The organism is Brachybacterium vulturis, from assembly GCF_043641765.1.
In the GTDB taxonomy this organism is placed as follows: Bacteria; Actinomycetota; Actinomycetes; order Actinomycetales; family Dermabacteraceae; genus Brachybacterium; species Brachybacterium vulturis_A.
The window spans coordinates 1-18,605 of the sequence record NZ_JBHZRO010000031.1 but is presented as its reverse complement, the minus strand read 5'-3'; the positions used below and the strand labels follow the sequence as shown (position 1 = coordinate 18,605).

At 68.6% G+C, this 18,605-nt stretch carries 17 protein-coding genes; 12 read left to right on the top strand and 5 right to left on the bottom strand.

Annotated elements, in window-relative coordinates:
• Positions 1-407 precede the first annotated feature (407 nt).
• Genes ACHUEU_RS16000 through ACHUEU_RS15990 form a run of 3 tightly spaced genes read right to left on the bottom strand, consistent with a single transcriptional unit; the run spans position 408 to position 2,341 of the window.
• The gene (locus ACHUEU_RS16000) at positions 408-1,508 is read right to left on the bottom strand and encodes a quinone-dependent dihydroorotate dehydrogenase (RefSeq protein WP_394217085.1); all 1,101 of its coding nucleotides are present in this window, start codon (positions 1,506-1,508) and stop codon (positions 408-410) included.
• Positions 1,509-1,541: 33 nt separating this feature from the next.
• On the bottom strand, positions 1,542-1,982 hold the full coding sequence (locus ACHUEU_RS15995) for a hypothetical protein (RefSeq protein WP_394217084.1): 441 nt from the start codon (positions 1,980-1,982) through the stop codon (positions 1,542-1,544).
• Positions 1,979-2,341: a hypothetical protein gene (locus tag ACHUEU_RS15990; RefSeq protein ID WP_394217083.1), complete on the bottom strand. Its 363-nt coding sequence runs from the start codon at positions 2,339-2,341 to the stop codon at positions 1,979-1,981. The genes ACHUEU_RS15995 and ACHUEU_RS15990 overlap by 4 nt, the downstream gene beginning before the upstream one ends.
• Positions 2,342-2,404: 63 nt before the next feature.
• Between ACHUEU_RS15990 and ACHUEU_RS15985 the strand changes: the two genes are divergently transcribed.
• The 3 genes from ACHUEU_RS15985 to sucB all read left to right on the top strand — a co-directional run bounded on the left by ACHUEU_RS15985 (position 2,405) and on the right by sucB (position 7,277).
• Entirely contained in the window at positions 2,405-3,877 is a 1,473-nt protein-coding gene (locus ACHUEU_RS15985) for a leucyl aminopeptidase (RefSeq protein ID WP_394217082.1), read from the top strand.
• 147 nt (positions 3,878-4,024) lie between these two features.
• A complete protein-coding gene (lpdA, locus tag ACHUEU_RS15980) occupies positions 4,025-5,428 on the top strand; it encodes a dihydrolipoyl dehydrogenase (RefSeq protein ID WP_394217081.1) in 1,404 nt (467 codons plus the stop codon).
• 28 nt (positions 5,429-5,456) lie between these two features.
• Positions 5,457-7,277: a 2-oxoglutarate dehydrogenase, E2 component, dihydrolipoamide succinyltransferase gene (gene sucB, locus ACHUEU_RS15975; RefSeq protein ID WP_394217080.1), complete on the top strand. Its 1,821-nt coding sequence runs from the start codon at positions 5,457-5,459 to the stop codon at positions 7,275-7,277.
• A gap of 109 nt (positions 7,278-7,386) precedes the next feature.
• On the opposite strand, the gene ACHUEU_RS15970 is transcribed toward sucB, so the two are convergent.
• Entirely contained in the window at positions 7,387-8,823 is a 1,437-nt protein-coding gene (locus tag ACHUEU_RS15970; protein ID WP_394217079.1) for a hypothetical protein, read from the bottom strand.
• 81 nt (positions 8,824-8,904) lie between these two features.
• On the opposite strand from ACHUEU_RS15970, the gene lipB reads away from it, so the two are divergent.
• The 3 genes from lipB (at position 8,905) to ACHUEU_RS15955 (ending at position 11,477) form a co-directional block, all read left to right on the top strand.
• Complete coding sequence (gene lipB / locus ACHUEU_RS15965) at positions 8,905-9,603, top strand: lipoyl(octanoyl) transferase LipB (RefSeq protein ID WP_394217078.1); 699 nt, start codon at positions 8,905-8,907, stop codon at positions 9,601-9,603.
• 63 nt (positions 9,604-9,666) lie between these two features.
• Positions 9,667-10,689, top strand: a complete 1,023-nt coding sequence (lipA, locus tag ACHUEU_RS15960) for a lipoyl synthase (RefSeq protein ID WP_394217077.1) — start codon at positions 9,667-9,669, stop codon at positions 10,687-10,689.
• Between the two features lie 32 nt (positions 10,690-10,721).
• Positions 10,722-11,477, top strand: a complete 756-nt coding sequence (locus ACHUEU_RS15955) for a DUF4191 domain-containing protein (protein ID WP_394217076.1) — start codon at positions 10,722-10,724, stop codon at positions 11,475-11,477.
• Between the two features lie 349 nt (positions 11,478-11,826).
• On the opposite strand, the gene ACHUEU_RS15950 is transcribed toward ACHUEU_RS15955, so the two are convergent.
• A complete protein-coding gene (locus ACHUEU_RS15950) occupies positions 11,827-12,261 on the bottom strand; it encodes an RDD family protein (RefSeq protein ID WP_394217075.1) in 435 nt (144 codons plus the stop codon).
• 180 nt (positions 12,262-12,441) lie between these two features.
• Between ACHUEU_RS15950 and glnA the strand changes: the two genes are divergently transcribed.
• The 6 genes from glnA (at position 12,442) to ACHUEU_RS15920 (ending at position 18,586) form a co-directional block, all read left to right on the top strand.
• Positions 12,442-13,872, top strand: a complete 1,431-nt coding sequence (gene glnA / locus ACHUEU_RS15945; RefSeq protein ID WP_394217074.1) for a type I glutamate--ammonia ligase — start codon at positions 12,442-12,444, stop codon at positions 13,870-13,872.
• Between the two features lie 135 nt (positions 13,873-14,007).
• On the top strand, positions 14,008-14,334 hold the full coding sequence (locus ACHUEU_RS15940; RefSeq protein ID WP_394217073.1) for a 2Fe-2S iron-sulfur cluster-binding protein: 327 nt from the start codon (positions 14,008-14,010) through the stop codon (positions 14,332-14,334).
• Between the two features lie 126 nt (positions 14,335-14,460).
• Positions 14,461-15,666: an ROK family protein gene (locus ACHUEU_RS15935; RefSeq protein ID WP_394217072.1), complete on the top strand. Its 1,206-nt coding sequence runs from the start codon at positions 14,461-14,463 to the stop codon at positions 15,664-15,666.
• 148 nt (positions 15,667-15,814) lie between these two features.
• Positions 15,815-17,119 (top strand): ABC transporter substrate-binding protein, encoded by a 1,305-nt coding sequence (locus tag ACHUEU_RS15930; RefSeq protein ID WP_394217071.1) that lies wholly within the window; start codon positions 15,815-15,817, stop codon positions 17,117-17,119.
• Complete coding sequence (locus ACHUEU_RS15925) at positions 17,116-18,069, top strand: carbohydrate ABC transporter permease (protein ID WP_394217070.1); 954 nt, start codon at positions 17,116-17,118, stop codon at positions 18,067-18,069. The genes ACHUEU_RS15930 and ACHUEU_RS15925 overlap by 4 nt, the downstream gene beginning before the upstream one ends.
• Positions 18,062-18,586, top strand: coding sequence for a carbohydrate ABC transporter permease (locus ACHUEU_RS15920; RefSeq protein WP_394217069.1), 525 nt, complete (start codon positions 18,062-18,064; stop codon positions 18,584-18,586). Before ACHUEU_RS15925 ends, ACHUEU_RS15920 begins: the two co-directional genes overlap by 8 nt.
• Positions 18,587-18,605: the final 19 nt, after the last annotated feature.

Here is an 18,605-nt window from a genome sequence, read left to right as displayed (position 1 = left end):
TCCTCTGCCCGTCCAACACCCCCGATTCTATCGAGACACCCCGACACTCGACAGAGATCACGACGATTGTGGATAACCCCGGACAGGCGAGCGAGGAGCGGTTCCGGAGTGCGCAGAGCATGATCTCCCCGGAAAACTCCCGAGTGATGAGCGCGACATTCTTTCCTCCACAGCGCCGATTCATCCACACTGCGCTGGTGCGGGGCGCGACAGCACTCACAGCGAGCCGTGCGCCTGCGTTCACTCGAGCCGGAGGTTCAGAGGTGAGCGTCCGGAGCAGCTCGGCGCCCTCACCCGCTCACGAGCCCGCGGGGCGCTCCCGGCCGCGGGTGCGGACGTGCTCGCGGACGTCGACAGGAGGAGCCTGCGCGTCGCCGACACCCCAACCGTCAGCCCACCAGCTCGACTCAGCCGGCGAGCTCCCGGGCGATCCGGCCGGGCCAGGCCGGGCCCTCGTAGATCATCGCGGTGTAGCCCTGGACCAGATCCGCACCGGCGTCGAGCCGCTCCTGCACGTCCTGGGCGGTGCTGACTCCCCCGCAGCTGATGATCACGGCGTTGCTCGGAAGCGTGGCGCGAAGCAGGGCCAGCACCTCCTGCGAGCGAGCGGCGAGCACCGGGCCGGAGAGGCCACCGGCGCCGATCTGCCCGATCCGGGCGCGGTCGGTGCCCAGCGACTCGGGACGGGCGATGGTGGTGTTCGTGGCGATGACACCGGCCAGTCCCGTCTCGGTGGAGAGGCGGGCCACCGCCTCTACGTCCTCGTCGTGCAGATCGGGGGCGATCTTCACCAGCACCGGCACCTCGCGCCGCAGGCGGGTGCGGGTCCGCTCGGCCTCCTGGACCACGGCCTCGAGGATCGGTCGCAGCATCTCGACGCCCTGCAGGTCGCGGAGGCCGGGAGTGTTGGGGCTGGAGACGTTGACGGCGAGATAGTCGGCGTAGGGAGAGAGCAGCCGGGCGGAGAAGCGGTAGTCCTCTGCGGCGTCCTCGAGAGCGGTGACCTTGGACTTGCCGATGTTCACCCCGATCACGGCCCGCTGGCCGCGCTCGGAGCGACGGGCCCGGGCGAGTCGCTTCGCGAGGGCTCGTGCGCCGTCGTTGTTGAAGCCCATGCGGTTGATCAGCGCCCTGTCCCCCACCAGCCGGAAGGAGCGCGGTCGCGGATTGCCCGGCTGCGCCTTCGCGGTCACGGTGCCCACCTCGACATGGCCGAAGCCGAGGTCCAGCAGCGCCAGCGGCACCTCGCCGTCCTTGTCGAAACCGGCGGCCAGACCCAGGGGGCTGCGATGCTCGGCGCCGAGCACGCGCCGGGTGGCGCGAGCGTCGTGCATCGGATCCGGGACGGAGAACGCGGCGCGCAGCAGTGCCGGCCCGCCCGGCATCGCATGGGCAGCGGCCAGCGCACGCACCGTCAGCCGATGCGCCTGCTCAGGATCGAACCGGCTGAGGACGTGCCGGAAGAGGAGGGAGTAGGGCCCACGGTGCACGGGGTCGTCGGAGGTCACGAGGAGTACGGTACGCGGCCGGCAGGACGTGCTTCAGGCCACAGGTCCCGCAGTGCCGCCGTGCCGCCCGCCGCGGCGCAGATACAGCAGCGCGACCACCGGCAGCAGCAGGGGGACGAAGCCGTAGCCCTGTCCGAAGTGGCCCCAGACCGTGGCATCGGGGAACAGCGCGGGATCCAGGAGCGTCAGCGTGCCGACGATCAGCACGCCCGCCAGCTCCGCCAGGCACAGCCTGCGGGCCAGCGCGGAGCGGCGACCACGGCGGACCAGCTCGATGGTCACTGCGATGTAGGTGACGGCCGCCAGCAGGGACAGCAGATACGCGAAGGGCGCGAAGGAGAAGTCCCGCAGCACCTGGACCAGACTGCGTGCGGTCGCCGAGATCGCGAAGATCCCGTACACGGCGATCAGGACGATCTCGAATCCGCGGCCGCCGCGGCCGGTGGCCGCATCGGTGGTGTGTGGAGCGGTCATGCGAAGCCTCCCGGCCAGATCTGGTGCAGTCTCATCAGCAGCACGGCGCTGACCAGGGCTCCCAGTCCGGCGACCAGGCTTCCCCAGCGGCTGCGCTCGAACAGGCCGAGCCAGCCTCCACCCACCACCAGCACGACTGCGGTGATCAGGTAGCCGTACAGCGTGATCGGGTCCTCCGGGGTCCCGCCGCCGAGGTCACGCAGTCCCAGCGCGAGCCCGAGCACCACCCAGCCGACGGTCAGCAGCGCGCAGGCGCCCAGCAGCACCAGGTCCGCGGCCAGCTCCCGCAGGGCGTAGTAGAGACCCAGCAGAGCGGTCAGCCCGCACAGCACGGCCACCACGATGCTCAACGCCGCCATGGGTTCTCGGTCCTCCTCCGTGGGGCGCGGACACCATGTCCGGCCCGCCCCTACGATAGAGGCATGCCCACCATCACCATCACCGAAGCATCAGTGCGCGACGTCGACACCGACGTCCTCATCCTCCCCCTGCTCGCCGGCGCCGACGACGCCCCGGCGAGCGTCCCCGGATCCCCCGAGATCTCCGAGGCCATCGCCGGTCTCGACGCCTCCGCCGCGCGCGGTGATCTGCACCGCATCCCGTCCTTCGGACTGGCCGCCGCCAGCTCGCTGCTGCTGGTCGGCGTGGGTGACGAGGATCTCGCCGAGGTCTCCGCCGAGGACCTGCGCCTGGCCTTCGGCGCCGCCACCCGTTCCCTGAGCGGCGTCGAGCGCGCCGCCGTCGCGCTGCCGACGGGCTCCGCCGACCAGCGCGCCGCCGCCCTCGAGGGCGCCGCACTGGGCGCCTACGCCTTCGTCGCGCACAAGTCCGGCACCGGCGCCCCCAAGGCCGCGCTCGGCTCGCTGAGCCTGGTCGCCGAGGGCGGGGCGGACGCCGCCCGTGCCGCGGTGGATCGCTCCTCCCTGCTCGCCGAGGTGGTGGACATCGTCCGCGACCTCGTCAACACCCCGCCGAACCTCCTCTTTCCCGCCTCCTTCGCGCAGCGCGCCGAGGAGCTCGTCGCCGATCTGCCCGTGACGGTCACGGTGCTCGACGAGGAGCAGCTCGCCGAGGGCGGCTATGGCGGCATCGTCGGGGTGGGTCAGGGCTCGGCCCGTCCGCCGCGCCTGGTGCGTCTCGAGTACGCCCCGACGACCGCGAAGCGCTCGGTCGCGCTCGTGGGCAAGGGCATCACCTTCGACACCGGAGGCATCTCGCTCAAGCCCGCCCCCGGCATGGACGACATGACCTCCGACATGACCGGTGCCGCGACCGTGCTCGGCGCGACCATCGGCGCAGCCCGTCTGCACCTGGACGTCAAGGTCACCACATACCTGGCGCTGGCCGAGAACATGCCCGGCGGCGGCGCCCAGCGCCCCGGCGACGTGGTCACGATGCGCAACGGCAAGACCGTCGAGGTCCTCAACACCGACGCCGAGGGCCGGATGGTCATGGCCGACGCCCTCGTCGACGCGGTCGCCGAGGAGCCGGACCTGGTGATGGACGTGGCCACGCTGACCGGCGCGGCCGTGGTCGCCCTCGGCAAGCGCACCGCCGGCGTGATGGGCACCGAGGACGCCCGCGCCCTGGTGCTCACGGCCGCCGGGACCTCGGGCGAGCCGTTCTGGGCGCTGCCCTTCCCCGCCGAGCTGCGGGCGGACCTCACCGGGCGGGTCGCGGACCTGCGCAACATCGGGGAGCGTCCCGGCGGTGCGCTCTCGGCCGGCATCTTCCTGGCCGAGTTCGTGGACGAGACGCCATGGGCGCACCTGGACATCGCGGGCCCGGGCTTCGCCTCCTCGCCGCTGGGCTACATGGGCAAGGGCGCGACCGGGATGAGCACCCGCACCGTGCTGCAGGTCCTCGAGGACCTCGCCACCGGGTCCGCAGCGTGATGCTCACCGCATTCAGCGCGAACTGATCAGGCCGAGCGGTCTTCCCGGCGCCGCCCCGTGGCCTAGCATGGGGCACGCAGGCGGCGCCGTCGGCCAATCGGGTCCGAGCGGGTCGCGGAGTACACGTAGACACCGAGGAGCTCACAGGTGGCGGAGACAAGCACTGACCAGTTCGACGTCGTGATCCTGGGCGGTGGCAGCGGCGGCTATGCGGCCGCGCTGCGCGGTGCCCAGCTCGGCCAGAAGATCGCGCTCGTGGAGAAGGATCAGCTCGGTGGCACCTGCCTGCACCGCGGCTGCGTCCCGACCAAGGCGATGCTGCACGTCGGCGAGCTCGCCGACGCCCCCAACGAGGCGGCTGCCGCAGGCGTCGACCTCACCCTCAACGGCATCGACGCCACGAAGGTGCTGGGCTTCAAGGACAAGATCGTCGGGCGCCTACACAAGGGCCTCCAGGGCCTGGTGAAGTCCCGCAAGATCGAGTACGTCGAGGGCTTCGGCTCGCTCACCGGCCCGAACACCATCTCGGTCGAGACCGGGTCCGGCACCCGCACCCTCACCGGCAAGAACATCATCCTCGCCTCCGGGTCCTACTCGAAGACCATCCCGGGCATCGACCTGGGCGGACGCTTCCTGGACTCCGAGGCGGCGCTGCAGCTGCCGGAGATCCCGAAGAACCCGATCATCCTGGGCGGCGGCGTCATCGGCGTCGAGTTCGCCTCGATCTGGAAGTCGCTCGGTGCGGAGTCCGTGACCATCGTCGAGGGCCTGCCCCACCTGGTCGCCAATGAGGACGAGGCGCTGTCCAAGGCCCTCGAGCGCGCCTTCAAGAAGCGCGGCATCACCTACTCGCTCGGTGTCTTCACCGAGAAGGCCGAGCAGAGCGACACCGGGGTGACGGTCACCCTCGCCGACGGCACTGTCTTCGAGGGCGACTACCTGCTGGTCGCCGTCGGCCGCGGCCCCGCCACCTCCGGGATGGGCTATGAGGAGCAGGGCATCGAGATGGATCGCGGCTTCGTGCTCGCGAACAAGGAGACCCTGGAGACCAACATCCCCGGCGTCTACGCCGTCGGCGACATCGTCCCCGGCCTCCAGCTCGCCCACCGCGGCTTCGCGCAGGGCATCTACGTTGCCGAGCGGATCGCGGGCCTGAACCCGGCCCCGATCGTCGAATCCGGCATCGAGCGCATCACCTACTGCGAGCCCGAGGTCGGCTCGGTGGGTCTGTCCGAGAAGCAGGCGAAGGAGCAGCTCGGCGAGGGCGCGGTCGAGGTCTACGAGTACAACCTCGGCGGCAACGGCAAGTCGCAGATCCTCGGCACCACCGGCTTCATCAAGCTGGTCCGCGAGAAGGACGGTCCCATCATCGGGGTCCACATGATCGGCTCGCGCACCTCGGAGCTGATGGGCGAGGCACTGCTCATCGTCAACTGGGAGGCGTATCCCGAGGATGTCGCCTCCCTCGTCCACGGCCACCCCTCGCAGCACGAGGCCCTGGGCGAGGCGGCGCTCGCACTCGCCGGCAAGCCGCTGCACGCCCACGCCTGAGCCCGTCTTCCCAGGAGGAGAGAACCCCATGTCTGAAACCGTGAAGATGCCGGCACTCGGTGAATCCGTCACCGAGGGCACCGTCACCCGCTGGCTCAAGGCCGTCGGCGACACCGTCGAGATGGACGAGCCGCTGCTCGAGGTCTCGACCGACAAGGTCGATACCGAGATCCCCTCCCCCATCGCGGGGACCGTCGAGAAGATCCTGGTCGAGGAGGACGAGGACGCCGAGGTCGGCGCCGACCTCGTCGTCATCGGCGACGGCTCCGGGTCCGAGAGCTCCGACTCCGACGACTCCGGTGCCGAGGCATCGGCTGAGGAGGAGGAGAAGGAGGCGCCCGCAGAGGGTGAGGATCTCGCCTCGGACGACACCGTCGCTCCCTCGACCGAGGCGGAAGAGGCCCCCTCCGCCGAGACGGAGAAGGCCGACGATGCCGCAGAGGACGCTGACTCCGGCGCATCCGGCGGCGCCTCCTCCGGCGAGGACATCACGATGCCCGCGCTCGGCGAGTCCGTCACCGAGGGCACCGTCACCCGCTGGCTCAAGGAGGTCGGGGACACGGTCGAGGTCGACGAGCCGCTGCTCGAGGTCTCGACCGACAAGGTCGACACCGAGATCCCCTCCCCCGTCGCCGGCACCCTGCTCGAGATCAAGGTGCAGGAGGACGAGGACGCCGAGGTCGGTTCCGTGCTGGCCGTGATCGGCGCGGGAGATGCCGCTCCGGCCAAGGCCGAGAAGGCCCCGGCGGAGGAGAAGCCCAAGGCCGAGGAGAAGCCGAAGGCCGAGGAGAAGAAGGCCGAGGAGAAGCCGAAGGCCGAGGAGAAGCCGAAGGCAGAGGAGAAGCCGAAGGCAGAGGAGAAGAAGGCGGGGGCTCCGGCGGCTCCCGCTCCGCAGGCGGCTGACGCGGTCTCCGGGGCCGAGTCCTCCGGCTACGTCACCCCGCTGGTGCGGAAGATGGCATCCGAGGCCGGCGTGGACCTCTCCTCCGTGAAGGGTTCCGGCCTGGGCGGTCGCATCCGCAAGCAGGACGTGCAGGAGGCGATCGAGGCGCAGAAGTCCGCTGCCTCGGCACCTGCCGCCGCCGCTCCGGCCGCCGCTGCCCCGGCAGCCGCGAAGGTGGAAGTCTCCTCCAAGCGCGGCACCGAGGAGAAGATGCCGCGCATCCGCAAGGTCATCGGCCAGCGGATGATGGAGTCCCTGCACGAGATGGCGCAGCTGACCACCGCGGTGGAGGTCGACCTGACCCGGATCGCGAAGCTGCGGGCCCGTGCCAAGGAGGACTTCGCCGCTCGTGAGGGTGCGAAGCTCACCTACCTGCCGTTCCTGATGATGGCCGCGATCGAAGGTCTGAAGACCTACCCGCAGCTGAACTCCAGCATCGACGGCGACAAGATCGTCTACCACGGCTCGGAGAACATCGGCATGGCCGCGGACACCGAGCGCGGTCTCGTGGTCCCGGTGATCAAGAACGCCGGCGACCTGAACCTGGCGGGCCTGGCCCGTCAGATCGGCGACCTCGGCGGTCGGGCCAAGGGCAACAAGCTCGTCCCCGACGACCTGTCCGGTGCCACCTTCACCATCACCAACACCGGTTCCGGCGGAGCACTGTGGGACACCCCCATCGTCCCCGCGCCGCAGGTCGGCATCCTCGGCACCGGCACCATCACCAAGCGTCCGGCAGTCGTGCAGAACGCCGAGGGCGATGACTCCATCGCCATCCGCTCGATGATGTACCTGTTCCTCTCCTACGACCACCGCATGGTCGACGGCGGCGACGCCGCCCGTTTCCTCACGTACATGAAGAAGCGGCTCGAGGAGGGCGCATTCGAGGGTGAGCTGGGTCTGTGATCCGCTGAGCCGCTGAGCGACAGCGACGCGAGCTGCCGAGGCGGCGAGCGTCCGGGGAGGGCCCCGGCACCAGGTGGTGCCGGGGCCCTCCCCGTCGCTGGTTGACCGCTCAGGACGCCCCGGACTCCGCGTTCGTCGCGAGCGGTGCGGCACTGACGACGCGCCACTGCTCCCCGTCCCACCGCAGGAGCATCCGGATCCTGGCCGGCTCGGTGGCAGGCACCGTCGCGGTCCCACCATCGGCCTGCTCGAGATGGAGCTCCTCCATCGAGGTGACGGCATGCAGCACCGCGGTCTCTGTGGAGCCCGGCTGCTCGATGACCTGTGCGGCGTGGACCACGGGGCCGCCCGCCCGGACCGTGATGCCGGAGTAGGCGTCCCGGATCCGCTCGTCCTCGACCAGGGCGACGCTGCCCCGGGCCGAGGTCGGCAGATCGGACATGCCGGTGACGTAGGCGTGGCGCGACCCGGCCAGTTCCGCCACCAGCATCTGCGGATCCTCGATCCGCGGAGCAGGTCGGGGCGCGGCGTCGGCGGGAGCCGTGGCGACGGGATGCTCTCCGCCGGTGCTCGTGACGGCCCGGTCCCGGGCCCACCAGGTCCCCCACCCCACCATGGTGCCCATCAGCAGCACCAGAGCGCCGCTGAGCACAGCGGTGCGGCGCAGGCGCGGCTGCCGCAGCACCTCGTGGATCGAGGACAGCACCCTCCGTCCGGCTCCGGACCTGACCGGGGACGGCGGCGGAAGCGTGTCCTGGGCCTGCCGGCGATGCCTGCGCGGGACCGGCAGGGCGGGCTGCGGAGGAGCTGATCGCACCAGGCCCTCCTCCACCCCCTCGGCTGGCAGCTGCGCGGCCCGGAGCCGGGGCCTCTGCAGGGAGGGCTCATCGCCCAGCAGCAGTGGATCCCCCTCGGTGTGCGCGGGGTCCAGGTGCACGCGTCGACGCAGGGTGCGGTCCTGGTCCTCGAGCACGGAGTCCGCCCAGCGGCGATCCTCCTGACGGGCGGAGAGGCTCTCGTCGCGGCGCAGCCCGCGCAGGTCCAGCAGTAGCACCGTGCCGTCGGCCCGTGCCCCCAGCCCGCGGGCGTGCGGCGCACCGAGCACCCAGCCGCGCTCGTGCACAGCACGGATCAGCGCATCCACCGATTCCCGGGCACGCGCCAGGGCGCGCCGCTCTCCTGTCGGCGGGGTTCCGCTCTCGGCCGCCCGTCGGCCGCCGTGATGCCTCAGCGCGGGGGCCGCCTCCCGGAGATACCCCTCCTCCTCGAGCTCGAGCACGGCCGGTGCGGCCGTGATCCCGGCGACCTCCAGCGCCGCCAGCAGCTGGACCTCCTCGCGGATCCGGCCGCGCTCCTCCTCGTCGAGGCCGCGCACGCGCACCGCATGCGGGGACGTGGCCGCTCCCAGCAGCCGCTCCTCACGGCTCCCGTCGACGCTCCGGCGCCCGGCCTCCCCGAAAGCCGCTGCGGCCCGTCGTGCGTGACGCGCCGCCGGCGACGAGGACAGGGCCGGTCGCGAGAACCTCTCGTCATCGCAGTCGTCCATACCGGCAGTGAACCCCATCCGGTCCCGCCGCCCTCGTGGCTGTCCACAACGTCCAGGTGGGAGGCGGAGTACTCTGGGCGGGTGCTCGACGTCATACGCCTCGGATTCAGTGAACCCCTGCCCGGTGGAGACCGCCATGCGGAGTTCGGCCTGCCGTCGGGGCCCGTCGACTACCGCGCCGCCTGGGCGGTGCAGCGCGCACTGCATGCCGAGGTGGTGGCCGGGACCCGCCCGGACACGCTGCTGCTGCTCGAGCACCAGCCGGTCTATACCGCAGGGAAGCTCACGCGGGACCATGAGCGTCCCCGGGACGGGGCCGAGGTCGTCGACATCGACCGGGGCGGGAAGATCACCTGGCACGGACCGCAGCAGCTGGTCGGATATCCGCTGGTCAAGCTGCCTATCCCGATCGACGTGGTCGGATTCGTGCGTGACCTCGAGCGCTCCCTCATGGGCGTCTGCGCCGCCGTGGGCGTCGACACCGTTCCCGTCGAGGGGCGCAGCGGGGTGTGGGTGACCCCCCGGGACGAGGACGCTCGCAAGGTGTGTGCCATCGGCATGCGGGTCTCGAAACGTGCGACGATGCACGGGTTCGCGCTGAACTGCGCGAACGACCTGTCCTGGGCGCAGAACGTGATCCCCTGCGGCATCGATGACGCCGGGGTGACGAGTCTGACCCGTGAGGCCGGACACCGCATCGCGGTGGCGGACGTCGTCGAGATCGTCGCGGAGGCCATGCACGAGCTGGTGGCGCACCGCACCTCGGCCCGCCCGGTCTGAGGCGACCGGAGCGCACGGCAGGTCGATAGACTCCATGGAACGTCGAGATGAGGAGGCATCAGGGTGACTACCGCCCCCGAAGGCCGGCGCCTGCTGCGCATCGAGGCACGCAATGCCGAAGTCCCGATCGAGCGCAAACCGGAATGGATCAAGACCCGCGCCGTGATGGGGCCGGAGTACACCGCGATGAAGAAGCGAGTGCACGGTCAGGGTCTGCACACGGTGTGCGAGGAGGCCGGCTGTCCCAACATCTTCGAGTGCTGGGAGGATCGCGAAGCGACCTTCCTCATCGGTGGTGACACCTGCACCCGCCGCTGTGACTTCTGCAACATCGCCACCGGCAAGCCGATGGCCGTGGACCCGATGGAGCCCTTCAAAGTGGCGCAGTCCGTGAAGGAGATGGGTCTGCGCTACTCGACCATCACGGGCGTGGCCCGGGACGATCTCGAGGACGGTGCGGCCGGGCTCTTCGCCCGCACCTGCGAGCAGATCCACGCGATGAACCCCGGCACCGGGGTCGAGCTCCTGATCGACGACATCAAGGGCAACGGCCAGCACCTCGAGCAGGTCTTCGAGGCGAGGCCGGAGGTGTTCGCCCACAACCTGGAGACCGTGCCGCGGATCTTCAAGCAGATCCGCCCCGCCTTCCGGTACGAGCGCTCGCTCGAGGTGATCTCGATGGGCAAGGCCGCCGGGATGATCACCAAGTCCAATCTCATCCTCGGCATGGGGGAGACGGACGACGAGATCCTGGACTCGCTCCAGCGCCTGCGCGACGCCGGCTGCGACATCATCACGATCACGCAGTACATGCGCCCGTCCAAGCTGCATCACCCGATCGACCGCTGGGTCAAGCCCCAGCAGTTCGTCGCGCTGTCCGTGGCCGCTGAGGAGATGGGATTCCTCGCCGTGATGGCGGGGCCGATGGTCCGCTCCTCCTACCGCGCCGGCAAGCTCTGGGCGCAGGCGATGCGGAAGCTCGACCGGGAGATCCCGGAGAATCTCCGCCACCTCGATTCGAACCAGCCCGCCCGTCAGGAAGCTGCGAGCGTCGTCGCTCGCACCCAGCAGGCCGCCGCGAGCTGACGCCCGCCCGGCCCCGAGAGGACCCACCGCCCATGGCTCGCACGTCCGAGACCAAGCCCGAGAAGGGCTCGAAGAAGAAGCAGAAGCTGAACCCTGACGGCACCAAGAAGCAGGGCCGCATCAAGCAGATCATCCAGGTGTTCAAGTACACCCAGGAGGTCGACCGCACCACCCTGCCGTGGATGATCGGGGCGATCCTCGCTGCGATCGGGCTGGGTGTGCTGGTGAGCTGGCTGGTGCTGAACAGCCCCTGGTACGGCATCTTCATGGGCCTGGGGATCGGCCTCCTGGTCGCCATGATGATCCTGGCCCGGAAGGCGGAGCGGGCGGCGTTCGGCCGCATCAAGGGCCAGTCCGGTGCGGCGCTGGCGGCGATGCAGTCCATCCGCCGGGGCTGGAACGTGGACGAGGAACCGGTCCAGGTCGATCCCCGCAGTCAGAAGATGCTCTTCCGCGCCTCGGGCCGGGCGGGCATCGCGATGGTGGCGGAGGACTCCTCGAGCGTCTCCATGAAGATGCTCGAGAAGGAGCGCCGCAGCATCCGCCGAGTGCTCCAGCACGACAACGTCCCGATCCACCAGATCGTCGTCGGCGACGGTGACGGCGAGGTGCCGCTGCACAAGCTGCCCAGCTACATGCAGCGCATGAAGAAGCAGCTGACCAAGGACGAGGCCGCCCAGGTGACCAAGCGCCTGAACGCGCTGCGCCGCTCGTTGCGTCAGTCGATCCCCAAGGGTGTCGACCCGATGCGCGCCCGCCCGAATCGCAAGGCGATGCGCGGCCGCTGATCCCGGTCCGGAACCGCTCACAGCCCTCTCCCGTCACAGCGGGAGGGGGCTGTTCGCATCCCGCCCCACCCCCGACGACTGCTGCACACGGCACGCCCCATGCCCTCTGAACGGGGCGGAAGGTCGCACTCGGCGCTCGCCACGGGCCACGGGCTCGTGATCCTCTCCGCCGCCCGACCCCACCGTGACCGTACCGTGACGTTCGTTACCGTTTCGTGACATACTGCGTCTGCGCAGGTCAGAGGAATGTCTGGTCAGCGGGGGTGCAGGGCTCGACACCGAATCGCGCAGGTGTCGCGGGGGCGGCGGAGTACCGAGCGGAGGACGCCGCGAGCTCGATCGGCGGGCGTCAGACCGTGACGACTGCGGTGCCCGCGACCACATCGTGCAACGGCTGGGAATCACGGTTCCAGACCACGGCCGGCAGCAGCAGGAGCATCAGGGCGGTGCGCACCAGCGCGCGCAGGACCATCGGGGAGCGACCGGAGACCGGCAGCACCCGCAGTCTGAGCACGAACTGACCCGACGTCGCCCCGAAGAGGCTCAGGAACAGCAGGTTCACCGCGAAGAACAGGACCAGGTTCGCCAGCGCGTCCCCGGAGAACACCAGGGCGGAGACGAGCATGCACAGGCCCCAGTCGAGCGCCAGGGACAGCGGCCTCCTCCAGAAGGGTGCGACGGAGCCCGGGCCCTGCGGGGGCAGGCCGAGGGAGGAGCCCTTGACGTACCCCTCCTCCACCGGAGGGCCGTCCATCCACGAGCCGAGGTCCTTGCGATCGATCACGCCCTGAACCCTAGTTCCCGCACCTGGACGTCCGGTGCGCTCGCGCAGGTGCCGCGCGCCACAGCGCCTAAGCTGGGGGCACCCGAGTCCGGGCCCGATGCGGGTCGCCGGAGCTCGCCAGGTGATGCCCCTCGGGGTCCGACAGCACAACACGCGCCATACGGCGCGGATGGAGGAGATGTGTTCAACAGTCCCAGCGAGGTCGTGAAGTACATCGAGGAAGAGGGCGTCGAGTTCATCGACATCCGGTTCTGCGATCTTCCCGGCGTGATGCAGCACTTCAACATCCCCGCGAGCACCTTCGATGAAGAGGCGATCGCCACCGGCCAGCTCTTCGACGGTTCCTCGATCCGCGGGTTTCAGGCGATCCACGAGTCCGATATGAAGCTGATCCCGGACCTGGAGACGGCCTACCTGGACCCGTTCCGCGAGCGCAAGACGCTTATCATCAACTTCTCGATCGTGGACCCCTTCACGGACGAGCCCTACTCCCGAGACCCCCGTACCGTCGCGTCCAAGGCGGAGGAGTACCTGAAGTCCACCGGGATCGCCGACACCGCGCTCTTCGCCGCCGAGGCCGAGTTCTACATCTTCGACGACGTCCGCTTCAAGACCGGGGTGAACTCCGGTTTCTACAGCATCGACTCCGACGAGGCGGTGTGGAACACCGACCGTGACGAGTCCGAGTTCGGGGGCAACCAGGGCTACAAGACGCGGCTGAAGGGCGGGTACTTCCCGGTGCCGCCGAACGACCAGATGGCGGATCTGCGTGACGAGATCTGCGCCGTGCTGGAGGAGACCGGGCTGCAGGTGGAGCGCGCCCACCACGAGGTCGGCACCGCGGGCCAGCAGGAGATCAACTACCGCTTCAACACGCTGCTGCAGGCGGCAGACGACGTCATGAAGTTCAAGTACGTCGTGAAGAACACCGTGTGGGACGCGGGCAAGACCGCGACCTTCATGCCCAAGCCCCTGTTCGGCGACAACGGCTCCGGGATGCACACCCACCAGTCGCTGTGGAAGGACGGCGAGCCGCTGTTCTTCGACGAGCGCGGCTACGGCGGGCTCTCCGATATCGCCCGCTGGTACATCGGCGGGATCATCGAGCACTCCCCCTCGCTGACGGCCTTCACCAACCCCACGGTGAACTCCTTCAAGCGCCTGGTGCCCGGCTTCGAGGCCCCGGTGAACATGGTCTACTCGGCCCGGAACCGCTCAGCCGCGATCCGCATCCCGGTCACCGGTGCCTCCGCCAAGGCCAAGCGGGTCGAGTTCCGTGCACCGGACCCCTCGGCGAACCCGTACCTGGCCTTCGCCGCGCAGCTGATGGCCGGCATCGACGGCATCCGCAACCGGATCGAGCCGCCCGAGCCGATCGACAAGGACCTGTACGAGCTGCCGCCGGAGGAGCACAAGGCGATCAAGCAGCTGCCCGAGTCGCTGGGAGCCGCACTGGACGCCCTCGAGGCGGATCACGACTACCTCACCGAGGGTGACGTGTTCCCCGAGGACATGATCTCGACCTGGATCGAGCTGAAGCGCACCACGGAGATCGACCCGTTCCGCTTCCGTCCGCACCCGCACGAGTTCGAGCTGTACTACGACATCTGAGCCGCTCGCTCTCATGCCGAGAAGGGCCCCGATCTGCCGAGTCCGGATCGGGGGCCTTCCCGTGCTCCCAACGCGCGGCGCGCCGGAGCGCGGAGGCGATTGGCCCAAATCGCGTCGAAGGTATGAAATAGAGGCATGAGCACCATCATGATCACCGTCATCGACCGCGAAGGCGCCGAGCACCCCGACGTCGACTGGGAGGACGACGAGTCCCTCATGGAGTGCCTGGTCCGCAACAGCTTCCCGATCCTCGCGACCTGCGGCGGGAATGCCTCCTGCTCCACCTGCCACTCCTTCCTCGACCAGGTCTCCTTCGAGATCGCCGGGGAGATCGACGAGGACGAGGCCGATGTGCTGGACAGCCTCACCGAGGACGAGCGCGAGCCCACCTCACGGCTGACCTGCCAGGTGCCGTGGGACGAGGACCTCGCGGGCGCTGTGGTGAGGATCGGACCGTTCTGAGCACTTGCTGATGAGGCGTGCTCGGATGGGGCCCGCCCTCCTTGTGCTTGCGACGCCCTGCTGGTGGATGGCATGAGCACCGCGGCCGACCATGTTGCCCGGAAACGCGCCGATTAGCATGCAGCCATGACGCAGCGAACTTCGGTGACCCCGCTCATGCGCACCGTGCGGGACCAGCACGTCGGATCGATCCTGCGCTGCCTTCTGCGTGGTCCGGTGGCACGCAAGGAACTCGCCCACCGCACCTCCATCAGCTTCACCACGATCACCCGGCTCGTCTCGGCATTGCTGGCGGCTGGTGTCATCGAAGAGCTGCCCGTGCAGCAGAACGGCCGCGGCGCCTCGGGTCGTCCACAGATCCCGCTCAGCTTCCCCTCCCCCGGACGCATGGTCATCGGAACCCACGTCCACGCCCACTCGACCACTGCTACCGCCTTCACGCTGACCGGGGAGCCGATCGCCTCCGCGCTCGTCGAACACTCGGCCACCGACCCGGCACCGGTTCTCGCAGCGAGCGTCACTCTCACGGAAGAGCTGGTCGCGACGGTGGGTCGCGAGAACGTGGTCGGGGTCGGCGTGAGCACGGGCGGCGTCGTCGACTTCGAGTCCGGTGCAGTGCTGTCCAGTCCGCAGCTGGGGTGGACTGATGTCTCACTGCGCACGCCCTTCGAAGAGACGCTCGAGCTGCCGGTCGTCGCGGACAGCTCCGTGCGCGCCCTCGCCATGAGCCAGCTGCAGCAATCACGAGACGGCGAGGCCTCGGTCCTCGTGATCCACACTGCCGGTTGGGTCAGCGCCGCACTGATCGTGGACCATCAGCTGCATCGCGGCCCCGGGGCGAGCGCCGGCACGATCGCGCACCTGCCGGTTCCCGGCGGCCCCGGCACCCCGTGCCCATGCGGGTCCGTCGATTGTCTCGGCGTCGTGGTCACCGACGAGGCCGTCCTGCAGCAGGCGATCGGCCTGAACGCTCTGCCGCAAGGTGCCGAATGGTCGGACATCTACCGAGCACGGACGACGAATGCACAGATCGATGCGCTGCTCCGTCGCCGGGCCGAGCAGCTCGGCCGCGCCGTCGCCCACCTGGTGGAAGTGATGAATCCGGATCTCACCATCGTGGCAGGACCGATCGGAGCCCCCGAGGATGTCGAACTCTGCCTCGACACTGCGACCGCCGCCTGTCGCCGCTCGCTCGGGAACATCCCGCGGAGGATCCGCCATTGGCGGGTGGTGGAGAACGAATGGGATCGGGCATCGGCGGCCCTCGTCCTGGACGACTACCTGCGGCGTCCCACCCACTACGAGACCGCACTCGTCGGCGGAGGCCGGTGAGCGCGGTCGCCACAGGCAATTAATCGCCCCCTTGACACTAATGTCGGTCGGCGGGAGGATCGGGGTGTGCGGGAAGGATCACCACCCCGTGCGAGGCAGAGCATGAACAACGGGGCGATGATGCCCCCCCACTCGAGGGAGAACTCTCATGCGATCACTCACTCGCCGCTCACTCTTCGGTCTGACCACCACAGCAGCTGTCTCGGGTCTGGCCGCCTGCGGCAGTTCGTCCTCGACTTCCGGCGGCTCGGACGCGACCTATTCCGCGGCACCGGAAGACCTCTCCGCAGAGCTGCGGTACGCGATCTGGGACAAGGCGCAGGAGCCGGCGATGCAGAAGATCGTCGACGGCTTCACCAAGAAATTCCCCAACATCACGGTCTCCATCGACGTCTCCGAGTTCGGCAGCTATTGGACGAAGATCCAGACCGAGGCATCGAGCGACACCCTGCCGGATGTGTTCTGGATGAACCCCCCGAACTTCCAGCTGTATGCCCAGAACGAGATCCTGATGCCGTTGACCTCGATGGTCGACGCCGGCGTGCTCGCGAAAGAGAACTACACCCCGGCGGTGTGGGATCTGTACCGCCTCGACGATGTCCAGTACGGCGTGCCCAAGGACAACGATGCGATGGCGATCTGGTTCAACAAGAAGCTGCTGAAGGACTACGGGGTGGACGAACCCGCCGAGGGATGGACCTGGGAGGACCTCCGGGCTTCGGCGGAGGCCGTCGTGTCGGGCTCCGGGGGCGACGTGTACGGGTTCAGTGGCCCGGTCAACTCCGCCGGCAACCATTCCTGGTACAACTCCGTGTACCAGGCCGGCGGCTACATCCTCAACGAGGATCACACGACGTGCGGTTACGACCAGCCGGGCACCGTCGAAGGGGTGACCTTCTGGCGAGATCTGCTCGCCGATGAGCTGTCGCCGAGCATCAAACAGCTCACCGATACCTCCTTCGACGACTGGTTCACATCGGGCAAGCTCGCGATGGCCGCTGGCGGGACCTGGCAGACCCAGCCGTTCCTCGAGGCGCTCGGCGACGACCTCGGGGTCACCTCATGGGCGACCGGCAGCGCCGGCAACCAGGTGTGCGTCAGCGGGCTGAGCAACGTCATGCCCGCAGTCTCGAAGAACCCTCAGGCCTCGATGGCCTTCCTCGAGTACCTGGGCGGCGAAGAGGCTGCGATCGCACAGGCGGAGTCGGGTGTGGTCATCCCTGCGTTCAACGGTGCTGCAGACCCGTTCTACGACTCGATCGAGAACCTCGATCTGAGAGTCTTCGAGGACGCGATCGCCAACGGGTTCTCGAACCCCGCGACCAAGAACACGAAGGAGTGGCAGAACGTCGAGCTGGAAATGTTGCTGCCGGTGTTCGTGGGCGAGGCCGAGGTCGAGAGCACGTGCGAGGAGCTGTTCACCACGATCAATAACCTCCTCGCGAAAGAATGAGCGCCCCGACGACGTCGCGGTCCTCCCGCAGTGCTCCCTCGACGGACACCGGTGGCGCCCGGCGCCGCTCGCGCCGACTGCGCGGTTCACCACTTTGGCCCGCGCTGTTCCTCGCCCCCACGCTGCTGATCCTCGGCGTCTTCCATCTGTGGCCGGGCGTGCAGACGCTCTGGTACAGCTTCACCGAGTGGGGCGCCTTCGGTGGTACCTCCTTCACCGGCATCGCGAACTACGCGCGCATGCTCGAAGATCCCGAGATCATCAGATCCTTCCTCAACACGGCGATATTCACGCTGATCGTCATGATCAGCATCCCGATCGGCACAGTCCTGGCGTCGATGATCGAGCGTCCCGGCATGCGGTTCCGCTCGCTGTACCGGACGTTGTACTTCATCCCGTTCGTGACCATGCCGGCCGCCGTCGCGATCGTCTGGAAGATCATCTTCAACGGTGACTTCGGCGTGGCGAACTGGTTGCTGAGCCTCATCGGGATCAGTGGCCCCTACTGGCTCTCCACCCCTCCCTTCGCACTGATCGCGGTCGCGATCGTGGGCATGTGGAGTGCCATGGGGTTCAATCTCATCCTGCTCAGCGCCGGGGTGCGGGAGATCCCACGGGAGCTCTACGAGGCCGCCGAGATAGACGGAGCCTCTCCGCTCAGGCAGTTCTTCTCCGTGACGGTCCCGCTGATGACCCCGTCTCTGTTCTTCGTCACGATCATCACCGTGATCCAGGCATTCCAGCAGTTCGACCTGATCTTCATCATGCTCGGCACGAACAACATCGCGCTGCCCGAGACCCAGGGTCTGGTGTTCATCTTCTACGCGCAGGCATTCATCAACAACGACAAGGGTTATGCGGCCGCGATCGGAATCCTTGCCCTCGTCGTGATCGGCCTGCTCACGATGCTGCAGTTCCGCCTCCAGAAGCGGTGGGTGCACTATGACTGATCGTGTGATGAAGCGTCCGCGCCAGTCGGCCCGGCGCCCCGGCCACCGCGGCTCCGGGACGGCTCTGACCCATGTCGTGCTGCTCGTCGGCGGCGTGGTCATGGTGATGCCCCTGCTCTACCAATTGATGATGAGCTTGTCCTCGAACGCCGAGGTGCAGTCCGTCCCACCCAGCCTCTGGCCCGATCAGTTCCAGTGGCGGAACTACACCGATGTCTTCTCCACCATCAATTTCGGGCATCAGCTGTACATCAGCATCCTCATCACAGTCATCCGCGTGATCGCACAAGTGATCCTGGCATCGCTGTCCGGCTATGCCTTCGCACGCATGCGCTTCCGCGGCAACGGCGTGCTGCTGGCGATCGTGCTGTCGGTGATGATGATCCCACCGCAGATCTATCTCATCTCCCAGTACCAGATCATCCATCAGCTGGGCTGGTTGAACACCGTCATGGGCATGGGGCCTACCCCCGGTTCGTGGACACGGGGGTTTTTTACGCCGCGAGCGCTAGCTTAGCGGTGTAGGCGCGCTCGTA

Coding starts and splice junctions, on each gene's coding strand:
- ACHUEU_RS15995 (WP_394217084.1), bottom strand. CDS start 1,982: ATGACCGCTCCACACACCACCGATGCGGCCACCGGCCGCGGCGGCCGC.
- ACHUEU_RS15990 (WP_394217083.1), bottom strand. CDS start 2,341: ATGGCGGCGTTGAGCATCGTGGTGGCCGTGCTGTGCGGGCTGACCGCT.
- ACHUEU_RS15985 (WP_394217082.1), top strand. CDS start 2,405: ATGCCCACCATCACCATCACCGAAGCATCAGTGCGCGACGTCGACACC.
- sucB (WP_394217080.1), top strand. CDS start 5,457: ATGTCTGAAACCGTGAAGATGCCGGCACTCGGTGAATCCGTCACCGAG.
- ACHUEU_RS15970 (WP_394217079.1), bottom strand. CDS start 8,823: ATGGACGACTGCGATGACGAGAGGTTCTCGCGACCGGCCCTGTCCTCG.
- ACHUEU_RS15955 (WP_394217076.1), top strand. CDS start 10,722: ATGGCTCGCACGTCCGAGACCAAGCCCGAGAAGGGCTCGAAGAAGAAG.
- ACHUEU_RS15940 (WP_394217073.1), top strand. CDS start 14,008: ATGAGCACCATCATGATCACCGTCATCGACCGCGAAGGCGCCGAGCAC.
- ACHUEU_RS15935 (WP_394217072.1), top strand. CDS start 14,461: ATGACGCAGCGAACTTCGGTGACCCCGCTCATGCGCACCGTGCGGGAC.
- ACHUEU_RS15930 (WP_394217071.1), top strand. CDS start 15,815: ATGCGATCACTCACTCGCCGCTCACTCTTCGGTCTGACCACCACAGCA.
- ACHUEU_RS15925 (WP_394217070.1), top strand. CDS start 17,116: ATGAGCGCCCCGACGACGTCGCGGTCCTCCCGCAGTGCTCCCTCGACG.
- ACHUEU_RS15920 (WP_394217069.1), top strand. CDS start 18,062: ATGACTGATCGTGTGATGAAGCGTCCGCGCCAGTCGGCCCGGCGCCCC.